The sequence below is a fragment of the Streptomyces sp. NPDC050287 genome (assembly GCF_044459385.1).
In the GTDB taxonomy this organism is placed as follows: domain Bacteria; phylum Actinomycetota; class Actinomycetes; order Streptomycetales; family Streptomycetaceae; genus Streptomyces.
Window position 1 is genome coordinate 732,651 of record NZ_JBITIY010000001.1, and the last position, 21,150, is coordinate 753,800.

The 21,150-nt window shown below is 70.2% G+C and carries 17 protein-coding genes; 16 read left to right on the forward strand and 1 reads right to left on the reverse strand.

Features of this window, described 5'->3' with window-relative positions; genetic code table 11:
• The first annotated feature begins 4 nt into the window (after positions 1-4).
• The 11 genes from ACIBK3_RS03225 to ACIBK3_RS03275 all read left to right on the forward strand — a co-directional run bounded on the left by ACIBK3_RS03225 (position 5) and on the right by ACIBK3_RS03275 (position 11,123).
• Positions 5-949, forward strand: a complete 945-nt coding sequence (locus ACIBK3_RS03225) for an ABC transporter ATP-binding protein (protein WP_399361322.1) — start codon at positions 5-7, stop codon at positions 947-949.
• Entirely contained in the window at positions 946-1,716 is a 771-nt protein-coding gene (locus tag ACIBK3_RS03230; protein WP_030679597.1) for an ABC transporter permease, read from the forward strand. Before ACIBK3_RS03225 ends, ACIBK3_RS03230 begins: the two co-directional genes overlap by 4 nt.
• Positions 1,717-1,764: 48 nt before the next feature.
• Positions 1,765-2,643 (forward strand): MlaE family ABC transporter permease, encoded by an 879-nt coding sequence (locus ACIBK3_RS03235; protein WP_399361324.1) that lies wholly within the window; start codon positions 1,765-1,767, stop codon positions 2,641-2,643.
• A 5-nt stretch (positions 2,644-2,648) separates the two neighbouring features.
• The gene (locus tag ACIBK3_RS03240) at positions 2,649-3,893 is read left to right on the forward strand and encodes an MCE family protein (RefSeq protein ID WP_399361326.1); all 1,245 of its coding nucleotides are present in this window, start codon (positions 2,649-2,651) and stop codon (positions 3,891-3,893) included.
• Positions 3,890-4,927 carry an MCE family protein gene (locus ACIBK3_RS03245; RefSeq protein ID WP_399361328.1) on the forward strand — a complete coding sequence of 346 codons (1,038 nt, stop codon included), beginning with the start codon at positions 3,890-3,892 and terminating at the stop codon, positions 4,925-4,927. Before ACIBK3_RS03240 ends, ACIBK3_RS03245 begins: the two co-directional genes overlap by 4 nt.
• A gap of 179 nt (positions 4,928-5,106) precedes the next feature.
• Positions 5,107-6,087: an MCE family protein gene (locus ACIBK3_RS03250; RefSeq protein WP_399362091.1), complete on the forward strand. Its 981-nt coding sequence runs from the start codon at positions 5,107-5,109 to the stop codon at positions 6,085-6,087.
• Positions 6,088-6,113: 26 nt separating this feature from the next.
• Positions 6,114-7,217, forward strand: coding sequence for an MCE family protein (locus tag ACIBK3_RS03255; protein WP_399362093.1), 1,104 nt, complete (start codon positions 6,114-6,116; stop codon positions 7,215-7,217).
• Positions 7,214-8,524 (forward strand): MCE family protein, encoded by a 1,311-nt coding sequence (locus tag ACIBK3_RS03260; protein ID WP_399361330.1) that lies wholly within the window; start codon positions 7,214-7,216, stop codon positions 8,522-8,524. Before ACIBK3_RS03255 ends, ACIBK3_RS03260 begins: the two co-directional genes overlap by 4 nt.
• Positions 8,521-9,798 (forward strand): MCE family protein, encoded by a 1,278-nt coding sequence (locus tag ACIBK3_RS03265; protein ID WP_399361332.1) that lies wholly within the window; start codon positions 8,521-8,523, stop codon positions 9,796-9,798. The genes ACIBK3_RS03260 and ACIBK3_RS03265 overlap by 4 nt, the downstream gene beginning before the upstream one ends.
• Positions 9,771-10,286 carry a hypothetical protein gene (locus ACIBK3_RS03270; protein WP_399361334.1) on the forward strand — a complete coding sequence of 172 codons (516 nt, stop codon included), beginning with the start codon at positions 9,771-9,773 and terminating at the stop codon, positions 10,284-10,286. Before ACIBK3_RS03265 ends, ACIBK3_RS03270 begins: the two co-directional genes overlap by 28 nt.
• Before the next feature lie 39 nt (positions 10,287-10,325).
• Positions 10,326-11,123, forward strand: a complete 798-nt coding sequence (locus tag ACIBK3_RS03275; RefSeq protein WP_399361336.1) for a hypothetical protein — start codon at positions 10,326-10,328, stop codon at positions 11,121-11,123.
• Between the two features lie 59 nt (positions 11,124-11,182).
• Here the strand turns inward: ACIBK3_RS03275 and ACIBK3_RS03280 are convergent, their stop codons facing one another.
• Positions 11,183-13,687, reverse strand: coding sequence for a DUF4132 domain-containing protein (locus ACIBK3_RS03280; RefSeq protein ID WP_399361338.1), 2,505 nt, complete (start codon positions 13,685-13,687; stop codon positions 11,183-11,185).
• A gap of 484 nt (positions 13,688-14,171) precedes the next feature.
• Between ACIBK3_RS03280 and ACIBK3_RS03285 the strand changes: the two genes are divergently transcribed.
• The 5 genes from ACIBK3_RS03285 (at position 14,172) to ACIBK3_RS03305 (ending at position 21,139) form a co-directional block, all read left to right on the forward strand.
• A complete protein-coding gene (locus ACIBK3_RS03285; RefSeq protein ID WP_399361340.1) occupies positions 14,172-15,515 on the forward strand; it encodes an alpha/beta hydrolase family protein in 1,344 nt (447 codons plus the stop codon).
• A gap of 349 nt (positions 15,516-15,864) precedes the next feature.
• On the forward strand, positions 15,865-18,051 hold the full coding sequence (locus ACIBK3_RS03290) for a HAMP domain-containing protein (protein WP_399362095.1): 2,187 nt from the start codon (positions 15,865-15,867) through the stop codon (positions 18,049-18,051).
• A 15-nt stretch (positions 18,052-18,066) separates the two neighbouring features.
• Complete coding sequence (gene pgsB, locus ACIBK3_RS03295; RefSeq protein WP_399361342.1) at positions 18,067-19,530, forward strand: poly-gamma-glutamate synthase PgsB; 1,464 nt, start codon at positions 18,067-18,069, stop codon at positions 19,528-19,530.
• Entirely contained in the window at positions 19,527-20,009 is a 483-nt protein-coding gene (locus ACIBK3_RS03300) for a poly-gamma-glutamate biosynthesis protein PgsC/CapC (protein WP_399361344.1), read from the forward strand. Before pgsB ends, ACIBK3_RS03300 begins: the two co-directional genes overlap by 4 nt.
• 44 nt (positions 20,010-20,053) lie before the next feature.
• Positions 20,054-21,139, forward strand: coding sequence for an NlpC/P60 family protein (locus tag ACIBK3_RS03305; protein WP_399361346.1), 1,086 nt, complete (start codon positions 20,054-20,056; stop codon positions 21,137-21,139).
• Positions 21,140-21,150 lie beyond the last annotated feature (11 nt).

Below are 21,150 nucleotides of genomic sequence, written 5' to 3' on the forward strand. Positions count from 1 at the left end.
CCGGATGGGTGTCGAGATCTGTGTGGAAGGGCTGACGAAGTCCTTCGGCCACCAGGTCATCTGGCAGGACGTCTCGCTGACGCTGCCCGCCGGGGAGGTCTCGGTCATGCTCGGCCCCTCGGGCACGGGCAAGTCGGTGTTCCTCAAGACGCTCGTCGGACTGCTCAAGCCGGAGCGCGGTTCCGTGAAAGTCGCGGGCCGGGACGTGACCAGGCTGCGCGAGCGCGAGCTCTACGAAGTGCGGAAGCTCTTCGGCGTGCTGTTCCAGGACGGCGCGCTGTTCGGCTCGATGAGCCTGTACGACAACATCGCCTTCCCGCTGCGCGAGCACACCCGCAAGTCCGAGAGCCAGATCCGGCGCATCGTGCTCGAGAAGATGGACATGGTCGGGCTGCTCGGGTCCGAAGGGAAGCTGCCCGGCGAGATCTCCGGCGGAATGCGCAAGCGGGCCGGGCTGGCGCGGGCGCTGGTGCTCGACCCGGAGATCATTCTGTTCGACGAGCCGGACTCGGGCCTCGACCCGGTGCGCGTCGCGTACCTCAACCAGCTCATCGTCGACCTCAACGCGCAGATCAACGCGACGTTCCTGATCGTCACGCACGACATCGCCTCCGCCCGGCAGGTGCCGGACAACATCGGGCTGTTGTTCCGCCGCGAGCTGGTCATGTTCGGGCCCCGCGAGAAGCTGCTGACCAGCGACGAGCCGGTCGTACGGCAGTTTCTGAACGGCCGGATGCAGGGCCCGATCGGCATGGCGGAGGAGAAGGACGCCGCTCAGGTCGAGCAGGAGCTGGCCCAGCTCGGCGACGGAGCGCACCCGAAGACTCCCGGCAGTCAGGCTCTGACGCCCCGACTGTTGCCGGGGCCGGGCATCACCCGCCCGCCCCGATGGGAGGCGATCGCGAGACGCGAGGCCGAGCTGCACCGGAAAGAGGTGGCGGACGCATGAGCCTGTCACCGACCGGGGCGCTCAGACAGTCGGGGAACCTCTTCGCGATGGCCCTGGACGTCGTCCGGACCGTGCCCCGACGACCGTTCCAGGCAAGGGAGTTCATCCAGCAGGCCTGGTTCGTCGCGAGCGTCACCATCCTGCCGACGGCCCTCGTGTCCATCCCCTTCGGCGCGGTCATCGCGCTGCAGATCGGCAGTCTGACCCGGCAGCTCGGCGCCCAGTCGTTCTCCGGGGCCGCCTCGGTCCTCGCGGTGCTGCGGGAGGCATCGCCGATCGTCACCGCGCTGCTGATCGCGGGCGCCGGCGGCACGGCCATCTGCGCGGACCTCGGGGCGCGGAAGATCCGCGAGGAGATCGACGCGATGCAGGTGCTGGGCATCGACCCCATTCACCGGCTGGTCGTCCCGCGCGTGCTGGCGTCGATGGTCGTGGCGGTGCTGCTCAACGGCCTGGTGTCCGTCGTCGGTGTCGCAGGCGGCTACTTCTTCAACGTCGTGCTGCAGAACGGCACACCGGGCGCCTATCTCGCCTCCTTCACCACGCTGGCCCAGCTGTCCGACCTGTGGGCGGCCGAGATCAAGGCGCTGGTGTTCGGTGCGATCGCGGCGATCGTCGCCTCGTACAAGGGACTTACGGCGAAGGGCGGGCCGAAGGGCGTGGGCGACGCCGTGAACCAGTCGGTGGTGATCACCTTCATGTTGCTGTTCGTGACGAACTTCGTGATGACCGCCGTGTACTTCCAAGTCGCCCCGCAGAGGGGTTAGCCGATGCGACCGACGCGATCCATGCGACCGACTCGACCGACTCGACCGATGCGACCGACGCGCCCCATACGGCCCATACGGCCCATACGGCCCATACGGCCCATACGGCTTCAAAGGCTCCTCGCCCGCCCGCTGCGCTCACTCGAAGCCCTGGGCTCCCAGCTCTCCTTCTACGGCCGCTCGTTGGCGTGGACCGGCCGCACCGTGCGCCGCTACAAGAAGGAGATCCTGCGGCTGCTCGCCGAGGTGAGCTTCGGCCGTGGCGCGCTCGCCGTCGTGGGGGGCACGGTCGGCGTCATCGCCTTCCTGTCGTTCTTCACCGGCACGGAGGTGGGCCTGCAGGGGTACGCCGCGCTCAACCAGCTCGGCACGTCCAATTTCGTGGCGTTCCTCTCGGCGTACTTCAACACCAGGGAGATCGCCCCGCTGGTGGCCGGGCTCGCCCTGTCCGCCACGGTCGGCGCCGGGTTCACAGCGCAGCTCGGCGCGATGCGGATCAGCGAGGAGACCGACGCGCTCGAAGTCATGGGCGTCCCCTCGCTGCCGTTCCTGGTGACCACCCGGATGATCGCCGGCTTCGTCGCGGTGATCCCGCTGTACGTGGTCGGGCTGCTGTCCTCGTACTTCGCCGCCCGCACCATCACCACCGGCTACTACGGGCAGTCCGCGGGCACCTACGACCACTACTTCCAGCAGTACCTGCCGCCGGTCGACGTGCTGTGGTCCTTCGGCAAGGTGCTCGTCTTCGCCGTTCTGATCATCCTGGTGCACTGCTTCTACGGCTACTACGCGAGCGGCGGCCCGGCGGGCGTCGGCGTCGCCGTGGGCCGCGCCGTGCGCACCTCGATCGTCGCGATCAACGTCCTGGACTTCTTCCTGTCGCTCGCGATCTGGGGCGCCAACACGACCGTACGGATCGCGGGGTGAGCGGTATGAGAGTACTGAGACTGCGGTTGTACGGCTTGGTGTTCCTCGCCGTGCTCGGCCTGCTGCTGTCCCTGTCCGTCGCCGTGTACCAGCAGGTGTTCACCTCGGCCGTACGGATCACGCTGGAGGCCGACAGCCTCGGCAACCAACTCGATCCGCGGGCCGACGTCAAGCTGCGCGGGCTGCTGGTCGGCGAGGTGCGCGCGGTGCACACCGACGGGACGAAGGCGACGCTCGACATCGCGCTGAAGCCGGAGTACGTCGCGTACATCCCGTCCGACGTGCACGCACGCCTGCTGCCCAAGACGCTGTTCGGCGAGAAGTACGTAGATCTGGTCGCGTCCGCGCACTCCGCACACTCGTCGGATCGCCCCATCCGCGCCGGGGACGTCATCACCCAGGACCGCACCCGTGTCGGCATCGAACTCCAGCAGCTGATGAACGACCTGCTGCCGCTGCTGCGGACCGTGCAGCCCGGCAAGCTCGACGCCACGCTCTCCGCGTTCGCCACCGCCCTCGAAGGGCGCGGCGACCGGATCGGCGACAACCTCACGCGCGTGGAGGACTATCTGCACCGCCTCAATCCCCACCTGCCGTCGCTCACCGAGGACTTCGCACGCCTGGCCGACGTCGCCGAGGTGTACGGCGACGCGGCTCCCGACCTGATGGAGATCCTGCGCAACACCGTCACCACCAGCCGCACCATCGTCGAGCAGCGGGACCGGCTCGCGTCCGCGCTCACCACGACGGCCACCGCCGCGGGCACCGCGGACGACTTCCTCGACGCGAACGGCGACCGGCTGATCACCCTGGGCCGGGTCTCCCGCCCCACGCTCGACCTCTTCGCCCGCTACTCGCCCGAGTACCCCTGTCTCCTCGCCGGCCTGGTCCGTGAGGAGCAGGCCTCCGAGCCGGCGTTCCGCGGCGGCAAGATGCACATCACGCTCGAAGTCGTCCGCCAGCAGGGGGCGTACGAACCCGGTGAGTATCCCCGCTACGGCGAACGGTCGGGGCCCAACTGCCGCGACCTGCCCCATCCGCCGGTGCCCGCACCCGGGTTCCACCTCGACGACGGGTCGAAGAAGGGGAGTTCGTCCGGCCCGTCCGGCGTGTCCGCCACCCGGGCCGAGCAGCGCGCCGTCGGCTCACTGGTGGCACCCGTCATGGGCGTGCCCGCCGACCAGGTGCCGCCGGTCGCGACCCTGCTGTTCGGGCCGATGGCGCGCGGGACGGCGGTGAGCGTCGCATGAGGAACACAGGAGCCCGACAGGCCGCCGCGCCGCTGATCAAGTTCAGCCTCTTCGCCCTGGTGACGATCCTGGCGACGGCCCTGCTCGCCGCCACCATCGTGAACATCTCCTTCACTCCCGAGCGGACGTACCACGCCGTCTTCAGTGACGTCACCGGCCTGGAGAACGGCGACGACATCCGCGTGGCGGGGGTGCGGGTCGGAGAGGTCGAGGGCATCAGCATCAAGGACCGGACGCTGGCGCAGGTCACCTTCTCGGTCAGCGCGGACCGTCCGCTGCTGAACAGCACCGGCGCGGTCGTCCGCTACCGGAACCTCGTCGGACAGCGCTATGTCGCCCTGACCGAGGGCGCGGGAGACGGCACCCGGCTGAAGCCCGGCGCCACGATCCCGCTGTCGCGCACGCAGCCCGCGCTGGACCTCAACGCGCTGCTGAACGGCTTCAAGCCGCTGTTCGCCGCGCTCAGCCCGCAGGACGTCAACCAGCTCGCCACCGAGATCATCCGCACATTGCAGGGCGAGGGAGGCACCGTCAACAGCCTGCTCGCGCACACGGCCTCGCTCACCACGACGCTGGCCGGCCGCGACAAGCTCATCGGCTCGGTGATCGACAACCTCAACACGGTGCTGGAGACGCTGGACAAGCGCGGCTCCCGCTTCTCGGGGCTGCTGGTGCAGTTGCGCCGGCTGGTCTCGGGCCTGTCCGCCGACCGCAAGCCCATCGGGCAGTCGCTGGTGAGCATCGGCGACCTCACGGACGCCACCGCGGGGCTGCTCGAGGACGCGCGTCCGCCACTGAAGGACGACATCGCCCAGCTGAGCGATCTCACCGGAACGCTGAACAAGAACGAGGAGACTGTGGAGGGCGTCCTGAAGCGGCTGCCGAACAAGCTCAACGCGCTGACGGGGACGGCGTCCTACGGCTCGTGGTTCAACTTCTACCTCTGCGACTTCGACGGCCGGATCGTGCTGCCGAAGACGAAGCAGACGCTCACTCCAGACCTGCATGTGGCGAGGGCGAGGTGCGGCGCATGATGAAGCGCTCCCGCAAGCGCCGCCCGGAGCCGTTGGTCAAGGTCCGCGTCGACCCGCCCAAGCTCCCGAACATACGGCTGCTGCCGCGCCGGGCACCCCGCCCCCGCCGTCCGGAACCCCTGGTGAGAGTCCGCATCGACCCACCCAGGCTGCCCCGCATACGGATACGCCGCCCGCGCCTGACCCCGTTCCGCGAGCACAACCCGGTGGTGATCGGAGCGGTCGGCCTCACCGTCCTCGGGCTGCTGGCCGTGGCCGCGTTCAACGCCGACAGCCTGCCGCTGATCGGCGACGGCGAGACGTACAGCGCGGCCTTCTCGGAGGCGGGCGGCCTCAAGCCCGGCGACGAGGTGCGGATCGCCGGGGTCAAGGTGGGCAAGGTCGAGGACGTCGATCTGGACGGTGACCACGTCAAGATCACCTTCAAGATCAAGGGCGACCCGGAATTCGGCACCGAGACCGGCGCGTCGATCCGGGTCAAGACCATCCTCGGCGCGAAGTACCTCGCGCTGCACCCCAAGGGGCCGGGGCAGCTGACGGCCGGGAGCGAGATACCGCTGAAGCGGACGGTCCCGGCGTACGACGTCGTACAGGCGTTCAGCGATCTCACCACGACGACGGAGGACGTCGACACCGACCGGCTCGCGAAGGCCCTGGACACCATTTCCACCACCTTCCAGGACTCACCCGCCGAGGTGAGGGCGTCCATCGAGGGTCTGTCGAAGATCTCCCGGACCGTGGCCTCGCGTGACAAGGCGCTGAGCGAACTCCTGGACCACGCGAACGGCGTCACGGGCGTACTCGCGGACCGCTCCAAGGACTTCTCCGCGCTGGTAGAGGACGGCGACAAGCTGTTCAAGGAGATCAGCAGGCGGCGCGAGGCGATCCACGAGCTGCTGAAGAGCTCCGCCACGCTCGGCATCGAGCTCTCCGGCCTCGTCCACGACAACGACAAGGAGATCGGGCCCGCGCTCAGGGGCCTGGACCGCGTGGTGCGGATGCTCGAACGCAATGAGTCCAGCCTCGACCGGAGCGTCGAGCTGCTCGCGCCCTACGTACGGGTCTTCACCAACGCCCTCGGCAACGGCCGCTGGTTCGACTCCTACGTCCAGAACCTCGTCGCCGCTCCGGTCGAACCGCGGACGGGAGGCTCGCAGTGAACATCCGCCGCAAGTCCGTGAAACGGGTGGCTCTGGTCTGCGCGCTCGTCCTCGTCGCCGCGTTCACGTACGTACTGTGGCCGCGGCCCGGGAATGTCCAGGTCACGGCGTACTTCCCGCGCACCGTCGGTATCTACCCCGGCTCGGACGTGCGCGTCCTCGGTGTCCGGATCGGCGAGGTCAAGAAGATCACCCCGCAGGGCGACCGGGTGCGTGTGGAACTGGCGTACGACGCGGGCCGCAAGGTCCCGGCCGACGCCAAGGCCGCGATCATCAACTCCTCGGTGGTCAGCGACCGTTACGTACAGCTGCTGCCGGTCTACCGCAGCGGTCCGGCGATGCGCGACGGCGCTGTCATCCCCGAGCAGCGCACAGCCGTGCCGGTCGAACTGGACCGCGTCTTCGACAGTCTGCACACGACGGCCGAGGCGCTCGGCCCCAAGGGCGCCAACAAGAACGGCTCGCTGTCGCGGCTGCTCGGGGTGAGCGCGGACAACCTCGACGGCCAGGGCGAGAACCTCAACCAGACGGTCAAGGACCTGTCCGAGGCGGTCACCACGCTGTCCGACGGCCGCAAGGACCTGTTCGGCACGGTGCGGAACCTCCAGGTGTTCACTGCGGCGCTGGCCGCCGACGACAAGAGCGTGCGGTCGTTCAACACCAGCCTCGCCGAGGTCGCGGACCAGCTTGCGGGCGAGCGCGATGATCTCGCGGCCGCGCTCAAGAACCTGGGGACGGCACTCGGAGACGTCGCCGGCTTCGTGAAGAAGAACAAGAACTCGCTGACCTCGAACGTGAAGGGCCTCAGCAAGGTGACCAAGGTGCTCGTCACCCAACGGGCCGCGCTGGAGGAGCTGTTGAAGGTCGCTCCCACGGGTCTGTCGAACCTGAACAACGCCTACAACCCGTCCGCGGGCACCCTCGACACCCGCAACAACGCCCAGCAGGCGCAGGATCCGGCCTCCCTGCTGTGCTCCGTACTGAGAACGACAGGCGACGAAGGCGGCAAGAATCCCGACTGCAAGGAGCTCAAGGAGCTCTTCGACTCCCTGCCGAAGGTGCCTCAGGGCTCCGCGGTGACCGGCACGGTCGACCGCACCCTCGGCGGAATTCTGGGGGCCGACGCATGAGCGCGCTACGCAGGAGCGCACTGGGCAAGGGCGGGGCGGTCGCCTGGGCGGCCGTCGGCTCGCTGCTGCTGACCGGCTGCGAGTTCAACGGCTGGTACGACGTCCCGCTGCCCGGCGGTGCCGCCGCGGACGGCCACGCCTACCACGTCACCGTCGAGTTCCGGGACGTACTCGACCTGGTACCGCAGTCGGCGGTGAAGGTCGACAACGTCACCGTGGGCGCGGTCGAGAAGGTGCGGCTGAACGGCTGGCACGCGCGCGTACGGCTGCGGGTCGCCGACTCGGTGAAGCTGCCCGCCAACGCGGTCGCCGAGCTGCGCCAGACCAGCGTGCTCGGCGAGAAGTACGTGGCGCTCTCCGCCTCGCCCGACACCGCGCCCGTGGGCCGACTCGGCGACGGCGACCGCATCCCGCTGTCCCGCAGCGGCCGCAACCCGGAGATCGAGGAGGTGCTGTCCGCGCTGTCCGCACTGCTCAACGGCGGCGGAGTGGCCCAGCTCAAGACGATCACCGTGGAGCTGAACAAGGCCCTGAACGGCCGGGAGAACCGGGTCAGGTCTCTGCTCGAGGAGCTGAACACGTTCGTCGGCGGCCTGGACGACCAGCGTGCGGACATCGTCCGTGCCCTCAAGGCTGTAGACGCGCTCGCCGAGCGGCTCGGGAAGGAGAAGAAGACGATCGCCCAGGCCGTCGACACGATGCCGCCCGCCCTGAAGGTCCTCGCCGACCAGCGGCGCGACCTGACGAAGATGCTCACCGCCCTGGCGAAGCTGGGCAGGACGGGCACCAGGGTGGTCACGGCCTCGCACGACGACACGGTCGCGAACCTCAAACAACTGCGGCCGATCCTGCAGCAATTGAACAAGGCGGGCGACGATCTGCCCAACTCTCTTGAACTGCTGACTACTTACCCGTTCCCGCGCAACGCGGTGGACGCCGTCAAGGGCGACTACGTCAACCTCGACATTACCGCCGACCTCGATCTGTCGGACCTCTACGGGAACCTGGCGGGCGGGTCCGACAAGTCCGGCAACGGCAACTCCCAGGGACCCGGAACCCCTGACGTACCCGGTCTTCCGGATCTGCCGGCCGTCCCGACGCCCACGGCGCTGCCCAGCACCCCGAGTGTGCCGCCCCCCTCGGTCCCGTCGGCCCCGTCGGTCCCGTCGGCCCCGTCGGCCCCGTCGGGCGGCGGCGGTCCGCTGTGCCCGCCGGTGTGCACCAGCGGCTACACCACCCGAGGAGAGCTTCCCGCGGGGATCGACCTCGCGCTCGCGGAGCTGATGCTGAAGGGGGTTCAGCCGTGATCACACGTACGGTCAAAGTCCAGTTGCTCGCCTTCGCCGTCGTCACCGCCGTCGGGGTGTCGTACGTCGGCGCCGAGTACACGGGCCTGGTGGACGACGTCCTGGGCCACGGTTACACCGTGCGGGCGGACTTCGCCGACTCCGGAGGCATCTTCCCCGGCGCCGAGGTCACCTACCGCGGGGTGCCGGTGGGCCGCGTCGGCGCGCTGCGGCTGACCGGCTCCGACGGGGTCTCTGTCTCCCTCGACATCAAGGACGGCGCACCGCGCGTTCCGGCGGACACGCTCGCCGTGGTGGCGAACCGTTCGGCGGTGGGCGAGCAGTACGTCGATCTGCAGCCGCGTACCTCCCACGGCCCGTATCTGCTCGACGGCAGCTCCATCCCACGCGGCAGCACCCGCGTGCCGCTGCCCACGACGGACCTGGTCCTCAGCCTGGACCGGCTGGTGAACTCGGTCGGCAAGGACGATCTGCGGGTCACGGTCGACGAGTTGGGCAAGGCGTTCTCCGGCACCGGACCGAACCTGAGCCGGCTGGTGGAGTCGGGCAACGCGCTCGTCGAGTCCGCGTCCGACTCACTGCCCCAGACGATCTCACTCATCGAGGACTCGCGGAAGGTTCTCAAGACGCAGGCCGACCAGGGCTCGTCCATCAAGTCGTTCGCGCACGATCTGGCGGCGCTCTCCGCACAGCTGAAGTCGAGCGACGGGGACCTGCGCAAGCTGATCGGCAACGCGACGCCGGCCGCGCAACAGGTGAACTCGCTGCTGAAGTCCACCGGACCACGGCTGTCGGTCCTGCTGGCCAACCTGATCAGCGGCGGCCAGGTCACCTTGGCGCAGCTGCCCGGCGTGGAGCAGGCCCTGGTCACCTTCCCGGCAGTGGTCGCGGGCAGCTACACGGTCGTTCCGGGCGACGGCACCACCCACTTCGGCCTGGTGGTGAACGCCGACGACCCGCCGCCGTGCACCCAGGGATACGGGACGACACGGCGCGACCCCGCGGACACCAGCACGCGCGGGGCGAACACCGACGCGCGCTGCACGGCCCCGCGCGGAAGCAAGACGTCGGTGCGGGGCGCGCAGAACGCCCCCGGCGCGTCCGCCGCTTCCGGCGGCACGAACCGGACGGCGTACGTCACGCCGTACGACCCGGAGACCGGCACGGCCACCGGCCCGGACGGAAGGCCCGTCGAGATCGGCTCGACGGGCGGCCAACAGGCCGTGTTCGGAAAGGATTCGTGGCAATGGCTGCTGGTTGGACCGACGGCATGAGCAGGGCCCTGACGGGCAGGGCGTGGTCGGTGGGGCTTGTGGTGGCGACCGTCCTCACCATCGCGCTGACGATCTGGCTGGGCCTCGGGCTCTACGACCAACGTGAGGCGGAGCAGCGGCGCCAGGACATCCTGGCCGCGAGCCGCCAGTCTGCGCTGAACTTCACCTCGCTCGACTACCGGCACTACGACCGGGACAGCGCGAATGTCCTCGAGGACGCCACCGGCGACTTCAAGAAGCAGTTCGCCGCGCAGACCGGGCAGTTGACCAGGCTCGTCGCCGAGAACAAGTCCGTGTCCGAGGGCCAGGTCCTCGAAGCGGGCATCGTCCGGTCCGACGAGCACTCGGCCCGCGTCCTGGTGGTCGCCGACAGCAAGGTGACCAACACCGCCGCGCCCGAGGGCGAGGCCCGTACCTATCGGCTGCAGCTCGACCTGGTGCACCGGGGCGGCCGCTGGCTGACCTCCGACGTCGAGTTCGTCGGCTGACCGCACCCTCCCCGCCGTACCACCATGAGGAGCAAGACCGTGGCGAAGACGACCACCCGAGGCAGCGGCTCGGGTCCCGGCACCCGGCACACCATGACCGCGGCTGCCCGGGCGGCGGCCAAGCGTGCGGAGCGCGGCCGCCGCGAGCCGGGCCCGGCGGCCACCGACGAGGAGGCCCGGGGGCGGACCGAGGCACCGGCCGCCGGACGCACCGTGATCGTCGAGGCGGAGGAGGAGGTCGGCTGGGACGACCCGCCTGAGCCCTCGCAGGAACCCTTGGGGAGGGACCCGCGGCGGGAGGAGGACGAGCCCGGCCCCGGTACGGCGACGCGGCGCGGTCCGCGCCGGCGACTCAACGCGGTCCTGTGCGTCCTGCTCGCGGCGGGCCTGGTCGTGGTCGGCGTGCTCGGGTGGCGCCACCGGGAGGACGTGCGGGCCGAACAGGCCCGGGTACAGGCACTCACGGCCGCGCGGCTGGCGGCGCCCGTCGTGCTGTCGTACGACTACCGGCATCTGGACCGCGACTTCGCCGCGGCGCGCGCCCGGCTCACCGGGCACTTCAGCGACGCGTACCGGAAGACCACCACGAAGGTGGTGGGGCCGACAGCCAGGAAGTACCACGGGGTGGTGAAAGCGACGGTGGCGCAGCCCACCGGCGGCTCCCCCGCAGCCTCCGTGGTCTCGTCTTCGGCGGACCGGGCCGTGATCCTCCTCTTCGTCAACCAGGTGACGACGAGCACCCAGGTCTCAGGCTCCCGGGTGGACCTGAACCGGGTGCGGATGACGCTGACCCGTACCGCCGACGGCTGGAAGGTGAGCGCCGTCGACGCGCTCTGACCTGCGTTCGAGTACGAAGTCCGGGTCGGTCGGTACGCGCATCAGCCGGGCGGCGAGACTCATCGGGCACCCCTCTTGATCTGGCGGAGGATGGTGTCGTCGGTGATCTTGGTGTCGGCGGCGAGCAGGAATGCCTTGCTGAGGATGAGGGAGAGCCGTGCGTCCTCGAACGGCAGGAACACCTTGCCGTTGCCCTTGCCGCGGGACGGGACGACGCACAGGTAGGCGCCGTCGGGCTCCATCAGGATGTTGGCCGAGCCCAGATGGATCCTGTACGTCGTCAGGTCCCCGCGGACCACCAGGAAGCGGCCGTCGAGCGAGCACCGGCCGGCGATCTTCAGGCGCGGCAGGATCCGTTCCAGCGCCGCGCGGCGGACCTCGGCGCTCGCCGTCAGCGCACCGAACGTGGCCGTGCGCCAGTACTCGGCATGGCGGTCCTCGCCCCGGTCGGTCCAGTCGGGGTCGGCGGCGATCGAGGTCACGCCCACGAACAGGTCGACGTCGCGCATCGCCTCGCTGAACACCAGCGGGGGCACCTCCGCCAGCGGCACCTCCCGCCGGCGTCTGCCGTCGCGCCGCTCGAAGCGGACCTGGTCCGTCGCGGCGTGCTCGGGCGCGTAGCCGCCGCCGTCGTCGTCCGCGGCGGGCTCGTGGTGGAAGCAGGCCCGCCACTCGCCGTCGCCGAACTCGGCCCGCGCCTTCCCGTCGTAGCCGCCGTCGTGCCGGCCGAGGAAGTTGGCCTGCCAGCCGCGTTCCTTGAACAGCGCGTAGAGCTGCGGGTAGTGGACGATGTGGGCGGCGAACCGGTTGGAGTAGACGCCGGTCTCCTCCTCCGCCGGGGTGAGAAGGTAGATCTCCCGGAATGCCTGCTTGAACGGCTGTCGCAGCCGCTCGGCGACGAGCCGCTCCCGCCACGTCCTGATGTCGTCCGTCGACGCCCGGATGGGATGCCACAGCCGGACGCGCTCGGGCTCGCCGGGCGGCTCTGCCATCGGCGCCACCGCACGCCACTCGCCGTCGTCGGCGTACAGGAACTCCCAGATCAGGCCGCGGACGAGAACCCCGGTGACCGGATGGTCGCGGTAGTAGCGGCACCACTCGTCGTACGGCCACTCACGGCCGGCCGACATCAGCGCCTCGACGCGGGCCCGCTCGGCCGACAGCGTGCCCCGCACTTCCTTGGCCAGGGCCTTCAACTCCCGCAGTTCGTCCGGGAAGCCGTCCTTCACTGCCGCCGGGGCCGTGCGGGACGTCCCCCCGTCGGGGCGGGTGAAGGTGAGCCGCACGGTCGTCGCGTCCTCGATCGCCACCCGTACCCGGTGTCCGCCCAACTCCCGTTCCAGCGAGCCGTCCGGCGCCAGGCCGTGGTCCGGCACGCTGCGCTCGATGAGCTGCCCTGCCGTGATGCCCTGCTTGCCGGCTGCCGTCACCAGCGCGGTGTCGAGCTGCTTGCGCAGAGCCCGGTGCTTGATCCGGGAGCGCAACCGCCACAGGGTCTCCAGCGAGGTCGGATCGCCGGTCTCGGCCAGCGCGTTGATCGCCGCGCCCGCGAGCTTGAGGTCCTCGATCACGCCGTTCCCATGGCCGCCGGTCCGCAGAGCGAGCGCGCCGAGGTGCCGCACCGCGGCCGGGCCGCCGGTCAGCGCGGCCGCCCAGACGACGCCGCGCGCCAGGTCCCCGTCGTTCTGGTGGACGACGTAGTGGTAGTGGTGATCGCCGTGGATCCAGCCGGTGTGCGCACCGCTTCCCGTGCTGCACAGCACCTCGTCCCCGGCCAGTGACCGCAGGACATCGGCCACGACGTCCCGCGCCGACGCCGCGTCCGCGAGTTCGAGGCACGTCCCCCGCCACCTCTGCGTGGGACGCGGCCCCGACAGGCTCACCAAGTGCCGTACGAAGCCCGCCAGTTCCGCCGTCGGCGAGGTCTTCGCACGGTCGCGCAGCGGGGCCGCCCAGGGAGCGTCGGCGGGGATGAGTCCGTCGGGGATGTGTGCGTCGTCCACGCTCGCGAGCAACGCACGGAGGCGCTGGACGAGCGACGTGCGCAGGCGCGCCTCGACCGTGGCGGCCATGAGCTGCGTGTGGGCGTGCCGCAGCCAGGGCATGACCGCACGGCGGCCGTCGGCGTCGAGCTGGTCGACGGCGTTCAGCACGAGCCCCAGCGCATGGGCGAACCGGTAGCCCATGGCGTACTCGGTGGCGCGGAGCAGCATCACGGCGACCTCGTCGGGTGTCCAGCCCCGCACCCGCGAGATCAGGGGCTCGATCTCGGTGTCGTACTGCCAATAGCTCGTCTTGTCGAAGCGGGCGGCCAGCATGAGGCACAGCACCGCGGCCCTGCCCTCCTCGTCCGCGCAGGCCGCGAGCCGCCCGTCGATCTCGGCCTGGGTCGCCGCGCCCGCCGCCCTGGATCGCCGGTGCTCGTGCCCCATGAACCGACGGAACCCGGTCCGCCGGCCTTCCAGGAGGTCGACGAGCCACCGGACGCGGTCGAGCGCGGCGGACCTTACGTCGTCGAGCGAGTCGTCCCTACGGGATTCGGCCACCAAGGCGTCGTACAACATGGCGGGATGATGACAGAGGGGACTGACAACACGATCAGCGCGAAGGAACCCCTTGGGGCGGCCATCGGATGAAGGCGTGGAAGTACGGCGTCAAGTTCAGCCACAGGGCGACCGCTCGGGGCACAGACTTCATCTGGAAGCACATGAGGATCTTCGGCCTGCACAGCCACAGAATCAGTGGGATGTCCCGGTGGAAGTTCCTGCATTACCACCGGCGCGGGCCGGGTGGAATCGGAAACCATCGCCCATGGCAAGGGCGGAGCACAGGATCAGACGAAGGCCGCCCCCACGTCCGGCAAACCCTCAGGTGAGCGACTCAGTACGAGCCACCGTTCGAGGCCGGAAGAAAAAGAACAAGCTCAGTATCAGTACGTGAAGTCGCCAGGGTGGCATTCGGGGCGCGCGCGTCCGCCCGTCGCTGCAGCGGTACGGTATGCGGCAGTCGATCGTGCGTTCTACGGTCGCTGACCAACAAGGGGGTTTCATGAATCACCGCCGCCCGCGCCACCCGCGGAGAGTGATCGCCAGAGCGGTCGGTTCGGCGGGTGCGCTGGCCGTCGCGCTGGGGCTGGGGATGACGCCGGCGATGGCTGCCGGGAAGACGTCGGCCACGCCTACGGCCACCGGGTTCTCGCCCGACGAACCCGACCCGGACACGGACTGGGCACCCGAGAACGACGAGGGGCCGCTGGCCCAGAAGTCAGTGCACCCTGAGGCGTTCGCAGCCGGCCGTACGGCCGCGTCCGCTCTGCAGCTCAAGATGCCCGCGCCGACCGGGCCGCACAGCGTGGGCATGGTCGGCCTGCACCTCGTCGACTCGTCCCGTACGGATCCGTATGTGGGCGGCAAGCGCGAGGTGATGGTGTCGCTCTGGTATCCGGCCACCGCCACGTCCGGGCACTATCAGGCGCCGTGGATGCCGTCGATCTCCGGCGGCCACTACCTCACCACGCACGGGATGTCGCCGCAGCAGGTGACCCTGCCGAAGACCGCGGGCCATGTCCTCGCCCCGGTGAAGACCTCGCTCGGCAAGCTGCCCGTCCTGCTGTACTCGACCGGGCTGCACTCGGACCGCGCGCAGGGCACCGCGCTCGCCCAGGACCTCGCCAGCCGCGGCTACCTCGTCGTCACCGTCGACCACACCCACGACGCCAACGAGGTGCAGTTCCCCGGCAACCGGCTCGAGCTCAACAGGATGCCGCCGGGCACCCACTCCTCCGACACGCTCAAGATCCGCGCGGCCGACATCAAGTTCGTCATCAACGCGCTCGGCAAGATCAGCAGTGGCGGCAACCCGGACGCCGGCCACGCGACGCTGCCCGCCGGGCTGGCGCAGTCGGTGGACACGTCCCGTATCGGGATGTTCGGCTGGTCGCTGGGCGGCGCGGCGGTCGACACCGCCATGCAACTCGACAAGCGGATCGATGCCGGTGCCAACCTGGACGGCCAGTTCTTCGGGACGGCGCCGAGCAAGGACCTGGACCGCCCCTTCATGCTCTTCAGCTCCGGCAGCCACAATCGCAACAACGACGGTTCATGGCGCACGCTGTGGTCGCATCTGAAGGGGTACAAGGTCGACATCAAGCTCCATGGCGCGGCGCACCTGTCGTTCTGCGACCAGGAGTGGATGGTGCCGCAGGAGGCGGGCCTGCTCGGGCTCTCCCAGGCTCAGATCCAGCAGCAGTACGGCACGATCGATCCGAACCGGGCGGTCCAGGTGCAGCGCGTCTATCTCGCCGCCTTCTTCGACCAAGAACTGCGTCACAAGCACAGCACCCTGCTCGACGGGCCCACCGACAAGTACCCGGAGATTTCTTTCGTCCGCTGACGGACAGTCGACCGGACACCGAAGGGCCGGGCCTGTCCGCGGGTCCGCCCTTCGGTCTCTCCCAGGGGCGGTAACGCATGCGTCGCCGCCGTCCAGGTCCCCGTCAACTCGAGCGACGCATGTGGCGAACTTGTGACGGCTCTGTGGCAGGAGGGAGCTAAAGTGTTCGTGTTACCGAACGTTTGGGCGCCCGGCGCCAGTTGAGATAGGACCCGCTGCTCTGCCCTCCGCACCCCGGACGCCGCGCCGACACCGCATCCGCCGCCGCGCCGATATGCCGATGCTTGGCGGCGTGCGCCCGCCAATAGCCTTACTTGTCGTACTCCTGCTGGCGGTTGCCGCCTTGACCGTGATCGGCCTCGACGGCGTCCACACCGCGGGCTTTCCGCAGGCCGTGCTGGACGGGGAGCAGCGGATCGCCGCGGACACCGCGCTGTCGACACGCACCGCGATCGACACCGAGGCGAGCACGGTGCGCCGTACGGCCGACGCCTACCAGGGGACGAGCACGTCGGCCCCCGCGAACGCACTCACGGCGCTGGCCTCTGTCAGGAAGGCGGTCCTCGGCAGCGCGCTGCTCGATCGGCGCACCGGCAAACTGCTGGCAGCCGGCGGCAAGACGGTGCCGCTGGCCGGAGTGGACGTCGCCAGGACGGCGTCCGGGCACGGGGCGATCCCACCCCGGCTGGTGACGTCGGGCGGCACACGGCAACTGCTGTACTTCGCCAAGGTCACGCTGCCCGCGCAGGACGACCCCGACCAGGACCAGGCCCCGAGCCGGCCCGCGCGGCAGTGGCTGCTGGTGCTCTGCGAGGCGCTCCCCGCCCCCACGGCGTACGGCGACGGACGCACCGCCGAAGTGCTGGACGCGAGAGGCACAGCGCTCGCCACCACAATCCACGGCACTGCGTCACCGGCCGCCGCCGACAGGAGCCTGCCCGCCGCGGCGGCCCGCGCGGCGCACGGGGCGGGGAGTGACACCGACGCCTCGGGAGGCCTGCTGGGCGCCGCCACCGGAAGCCGGCGCACCGTGGCCGGCTGGGCCCAGGTCGCCTCGGCGACCGGCCCGGGCGATACCGACGACCTCGGTCTGGTGGTGCTCACCTCCCGCGCGGTGCCCGCCACGACCACCGCCAGCGACTACTCGCGCTTTGCGCTCGATGCCGCCGGGGCGCTGGCCGGGGTCGGGCTGCTGCTCGGGCTCGCCCTGTACCTCTCCGTGCAGCGGCCACTGCTGCGGCTGTATCTGTCCGCCGGCCGCCTCGCGCGGGGCGTGACCGGGGGTGCTCCGACCGCGTGGGCGGAGCTGTCCCGGCCGGTTCCTGTGCACAGCTTCGGTGAACTGGCACGGATCGGGCGGGCGCTGGACTCACTGCGCCGGCAACTGCTCGGCGAGAGCGGCCCGCAGGAGTTCCCGGCCCGGCGCGGACCGGGCTACCGGGCACTGGCCGTGGCCGGCGTGGTGATGGTGGCCTGCTGGTCGGTGCCGATGATCTTCCTGCTGAACCGGGCGGACACCGCGACCGCGGTTCCGGCTCCGGTCCTTGCCGACCAGCAGACACGCACCGAGATCGCGACGAACCGGATCCGGCAGTCCCTCGACCAGTCGTACACCGATCTGAGCGACGCGGCCGCGAGTCTGGCGGGCAGGAGCCGGGCCGCTCAGAGCGAGGTTCTGCGGAAGTCCCTCGCCGACCACAAGCAGTACCGCTCGCTGTATCTCCTGGATCGCTCCGGGGACATCACGCTGAGGGTGGGCGACGCACCGCTGCGCACCCTCGTCCATGTGCCCCGCGGTGGCGGGATCACCACCGTCAACACCTCGGGCCGGATCCCGGCGATCGCCGCCTACGCCCAGGTCCGGGCCGGCAAGGGCAAGGCCCCGGCGGCCGGGACGGTCCTGTTCGGCGAGATCGACGTGAAGGTGCTCAACTCCATCCTGTCGAGGCCGAAGCTGGGCAGCGTCTGGGTGACGGACCGTGACGAGAAGGTGCTGGCGGCGAGCGTCGGTTACCGCGCCTTCCAGTCGCTGCCCGACTCCGACCTGACTCGTCTCGCCCGCACCACTCAGGGCGCCCCGGGGACCGCGGGGACCGCGACCTCGGCGGTGCAGCTCACGTCCTCCGGCCCCTCGGTCGACGCCGCCGCGCCGCTGGCGCAGAGCGGCCCGACGGCCGGTCTCGGCTGGCACGTGGTGACCGCGGAGCCCGCGGCAGCCCTCCGGATCCCCGCGCTGCAGGCCGAGCAGCGCACCATGCTCGCCGGCATCCTGGCCCTCGCCGTGAGCGCCGCATGCCTGGGCTGGCTGCATGTCGTGGTGATCCGGCCGCTGCGCGCGGTCGCCGTGCTCGTCGAGCGGCTCGCCGGAGGAGACCGCCGTACCGTGCTGCACCCCGTCAACCACGACGAGATCGGCTCGGTCACCCGCAGCCTGGAGCTGGTGCGCCAGACCCTGGCCGAACGTGACCGGACGGCCAGATCCGGCCATGTCGCCGGGCCCTCGCGGTCCCTGCGTGTGAACACCCTCCAGCGGTAGAAGGACGGAATCGGCGTGCTTTTCCTCTATGTCATCGTCCTGTTGTGCTGCGCCGCGCTGTGGATCGCCGGAATCCTGGAGCAGCGGCGGCACTTCGACTCCCTGGAGCAGATACCCACGCGGGTGCTGGTCAACGGTATCCGCGGCAAGAGTTCGATCACCCGGCTGTGCGCGGGCGCGCTGCGCGGCGGCGGCCTGGTCACGGTGGCCAAGACCACCGGCACCGCGGCCCGGTTCATCCATCCGGATGCCACCGAGGAGCCGGTGTACCGCAAGTTCGGTATCGCCAACGTCGTTGAGCAGATCGGCATCGTCCGGCGGGCGGCGACCTACCGGCCGGACGCGCTGGTGATCGAGTGCATGGCGGTGATGCCCGCGCTGCAGGAGATCAATCAGGAGAAGCTGATCCGTTCCACGATCGGCGTGCTGTGCAATGTCCGCGAGGACCATCTGGAGGAGATGGGGCCGACGCTGGACGACGTCGCCCGCTCGCTCTCCCGCTCGATGCCGGTCGGCGGGGTGTGCGTGACGGCTGAGAAGGACCGGCTGCACATCCTCCAGGAGGAGGCCGACAAGCGGAACTGCCGGCTGATCGCGGTCGATCCCGAGGCGGTGACCGACGCGGAACTGCGGGGCTTCAGCTGGTTCACCTTCAAGGAGAACGTGGCGATCGCGCTCGCCGTCGCCGAGCTGCTCGGCGTGGAGCGGCAGACCGCGATGCAGGGCATGTGGGACGCGCCGCCCGACCCGGGCGTGCTGTCCGTGGAGCGCTACGTCACCCCCGAGGGCAAGCGACTGCGGTTCGCCAACGTCTTCGCGGCCAACGATCCCGAGTCGACGCTGATGAACGTCAAGCAGCTGGAGGATCTCGGCGCGATCAGGCAGCCGCTCGGCGTGGTCATCAACTGCCGCCCGGACCGGGTGGAGCGCAACGGCCAGATGGGCACGATCGTCTCCGACCTCGCCGCCGAGACGGTGTTCCTGATCGGCCACCCGACCAAGAGCGCCCGCGACGCGATTCCGGACGGCTTCACCGGGCGGGTGGTGGATCTCGGCGGCGACCGCAGGGACCCCGAAGAAGTGACCGCGGCGATCCTCGCGGAACTCGGCCCGGCTTCCTCGCTGGTGGCGATCGGCAACATCCACGGCCAGGGCGAGCTGTTCCTGGAATGCCTCGCCGAGTTGCCGCTGGACGATTCCGAGGACTTGTTCGACGCCATTCCCGACGGCGACGGCCTCGACCAGGAGACCATGCAGATCGCCCTGCCCCGGCCGCGGGTCTCGGTGGCCCGGCCGCCCGACCCGGAGCCGTACAGCTGGGTGGCACCGCTGGAGACACCGACGTACGCCTTCCGCATCCCGGAACAGCGCGACCTCGCCCGCCGGGCCGCCGCCCGCCAGGGTCGGAGCGATGACCAGAGCACCGCGGACGACCCGCACGACCCCCACGATCCGTCCCAGCTCACGAGGAACCCGTGATCCCCGCCAATCTCAACGCACAGACCGCCGCGCTCGGGATCGCCCTCGGGCTGGTCTTCTCGCTCGTCTGCTATCTGACCACCAACCTCTCCCCCGGGGGGATGATCACCCCGGGCTGGATCGCCCTCACACTCGTCACCGACGTGCGGATGGCCGGGCTGATGGTCGCTGTAGCGACGGGAACGTACTTCCTGACGAAGCTGGTGCAGCGCACGGTGATTCTCTACGGCAAGCGGCTGTTCGCCGCCGTGGTGCTGTGCGCGGTGCTGATGCAGAGCACCGTGATGCTCGCCCTCAGCCACGAGTTCCCGCTGCTGTACACCTCACAGACCCTTGGCTTCATCGTCCCCGGGCTGGTCTCCTACCAGCTGGCCCGTCAGCCGATGGCGGCCACGGTCATCTCGACCACGGCGGTGACCCTGGCCACGTACGTGGTGCTGGTCTCCGGTCTGTTGATCGGTGTCCTGCCCACCGGCTGACCCGCTCACCACCCTCTCACCTCACAGTTCCAGGAGGATCGGCCATGCACTCCCAACCCGTCAGCAGACGCAGCCACCCGACTCGCCGCGCCGTGTTCCGGACGATCGCGGGCGTGGCGGCCGCCGGGGTGGCGGGCGGGTACGCCTGGGACCGCCTCGGGCACGGCGGCGACGACGGTGGTGGTACGGCCGCCGACGGCACGGGCGCCGGCACGGGCGCCCGGGCCACCGGGCCCCACACCTTCGAGCGGCTGTCCGCCCCCGCCCGCACCGTGGTCCGTGCCGCCGACGGCGGCACGCTCGCCACTTTCACCGACGGCGCCCGTACGGCCGTACTCATCGGGCCCACCCGCACCTTCAGCGAGCCGCGGACCACCGAGGCCAAGGTGACCACGGACGCCTGGGTGCGGGTGCTGCCGCACCCGTGGCAGCGGGGCATGGAGAAGTCCGCCTGGTTCAAGAGCTGGTTCCGCAAGGCGCTCGGCGACAGCAGCCCGGACGTGTTCGCGGTGGCGTTCCAGTACAGCAGCGCCGGGGCGCCCGACAAGCACAACGCGGCCGGCGTGCGCTACGCGGGCACCGCACACTTCGGCCCGCGCAATGGCGCGGTCAAAAACCCGCTGGACTTCGCTTACTACGACGAGAAGTCAGATTTCTACGATTATCTGGGCATTGACTGGACCTTCCCGGACGGCACGCGCGCGCAGCCGGAGAAGGCCCGCTACGGCGATGTCGACTGCTCCGGCTTCCAGCGTCTGGTGTGGGGCTACCGCATGGGCATCCCCATGCACAACACCAACACCCGGGGCACCGGTCTGCCGCGCCGCGCCTTCGCCATCGCCGCCCACGGTCCCGGCCGCCTGGTGATCCCCCACACCGGCAAGCAGCAGGCCACCGACCTGGACGTCCTGCAACCCGGCGATCTGGTCTTCTTCGCCATCATCAAGGACCGGCCGGACTTCATCGACCATGTGGGCATGTACATGGGCCTCGACGACCAGGGTCGGCACCGCTTCTACTCCAGCCGCTCCGCCGCCAACGGCCCGACCCTGGGCGACCTGTCGGGCCACGCGCTGCTGGACGGCACCGACTTCTACGCCCGCGGCTTCCGGGCGGCCCGCCGTCTGTGACTGAAGCCGTG